The sequence below is a fragment of the Oligella sp. HMSC09E12 genome (genome assembly GCF_001808505.1).
In the GTDB taxonomy this organism is placed as follows: Bacteria; Pseudomonadota; Gammaproteobacteria; order Burkholderiales; family Burkholderiaceae_B; genus Oligella; species Oligella urethralis.
In genome coordinates this window covers 1-1,907 of the sequence record NZ_KV793614.1, presented here as the reverse complement: position 1 = coordinate 1,907, position 1,907 = coordinate 1, and the positions used below count along the sequence as shown (strand labels likewise).

Sequence of the window (1,907 nt, the reverse complement as noted above, 5' to 3'; positions counted from 1 at the left end):
AATGTCCTTCGCTTTCTGTGTCGGCAATCGTTCCAACACATCCTTAAGGTAAGCATAAGGATCATGGCCATTGAGCTTAGCCGATTGAATTAACGACATCACAGCAGCCGCACGTCGACCCGCTTTCTCTGAACCTACAAAGAGCCAATTCTTGCGACCAATCGCGAGTGGACGAATCAAATTCTCTACCGCATTATTATCCATCGGCAGTTGAGCGTCTTCCAAGAGGCGCGTCAAGGCAAGCCAATTGTTCAGGCTGTAACGAATGGCTTTGGCGATCGCCGAGTTCGGCGGCACCAGCTCAAACTGACTGCGCAACCACCTTTCTAATTGCTTAAGTGCCGGCTCCATGTGGCGTTGTCGATGGGCTAATCGCTCCGGTGGACTTAAGTTCCTGGCCTCGGCCTCGTAGTGATAAAGTCGTTGGATTTGTTGTAAGGCCTGTTCAGCCACTGAGCTGCCGTTGGCTTGGTAAATATCGTGGAATTTGCGACGCGCATGCGCCCAACATCCTCCCTCAATCACTTGCTCATCGGCAAAGAGGGCTTTATAACCGGCGTAATCATCACACATCAGACTACCGCGCCAATCGCCTAGGAATTCGCGGACATGAGCGCCTGAGCGACCTGGCTTAAAGTCATAAATCACCGCTTTCATCTGCTCATAAGCACCCGGGGCATAGACCCAGAAATAACCACGTTGCGTTTTGCCCTTTTTATGGTGCATGTAAGTGATGGGTGTCTCATCGGCATGCAATACTGAATGCGAGAGCACCTCTTGGCGTAAAGCATCAACGAGCGGTTGTAACTGTGCGCCACAGGTGCCTACCCAATCCGCCAGCGTAGAACGGGCAATGCGTACACCGCTGCGCTCAAAGATGGCTTCTTGACGGTGCAACGGCAGATGGTCAGCATACTTCATGATGAGTACTGTCGCCAGCAGTCCGGTCGTTGCCAACCCCTTATCAATGATGTGAGGAGGTACCGGCGCTTGATTGAGGGTCTTGCAACAATCACACACGTATTTCGGACGAATGTGATTCTCCACGCTAAAAGTACCGGGCACATAGTCCAGTTTCTGACTCACATCATCCCCAAGATGACGCATCTCAGCACCACAACCACAGGTCGTGCTTTCCAACGTATAATGAATATCCACCGAGGGCAATTCCGCCGGCAAACGCATACGAGCCGGTGTGCGAGGTGTGTGCTCTTGACCACTCATGGACGTTAATTGCTGACCGATGTTGTCTAACATCGTTTCTAGCTCAGCCAGATCCTCATGGGCGTCATCTTCAAAAAGTTTCGCTTGTAGGTCAGGGAGCTGTTCACTACGTTTAGCAAAGTTGATGCGTCTTAAGATCGCCAACTCCATCTTCACTTGTTCGTAAGCGCTCAGAACACGACGATAGGCCAGATCCTTTTCTTCCACCTGTGCTGCTTTTTTTACAATTAATGCGTCTTGTTGAGCAATTAAGGCTTGTTGTTGCAGCACGAGTTCGCGCAACTGCTCAGCAGTTAACTGGGATAAATCAGAGGAAAGAAAAGCAAAAGAATTCGGCATAAGACGTAGTATGCCTTATGCCGATAAAATAAGCGATCCCGAGAATACCTAATTGACAAGATCGCCCCATTTAGTTCACGATCAAACTAACAATAACGATAGATACCGGCTTCACCTAAACGATGCCAAGGCAGCCCCAAGGCTAAGGCCTGCAGTTGTTCTGCCGACAGTGCCGGATTCATCCGTGAGCCTGCACCGTGAAAGCGTCCTTCATGTAGTCGACGAACACATAGCCACGACCCCAGCGCATCGTGCATGAGTAATTTAAGAAGCGTGTGCGTGCGATTCATAAACACATAGGCTTCGTGAGGTGCTACCTGACCAAAGCACTGAATTGCCTTAGT

At 50.1% G+C, this 1,907-nt stretch carries 2 protein-coding genes; both read right to left on the bottom strand.

The genetic code is table 11. The features are described from left to right. Nucleotides 1-1,563, bottom strand: a 1,563-nt coding sequence (locus tag HMPREF3179_RS10140; RefSeq protein ID WP_070471050.1) for an IS66 family transposase, incomplete at its 3' end; no start/stop codon positions are given. 86 nt (nucleotides 1,564-1,649) lie between these two features. Then, the coding region (gene tnpB, locus HMPREF3179_RS10135; protein ID WP_070471048.1) for an IS66 family insertion sequence element accessory protein TnpB at nucleotides 1,650-1,907 on the bottom strand (258 nt) is incomplete at its 5' end.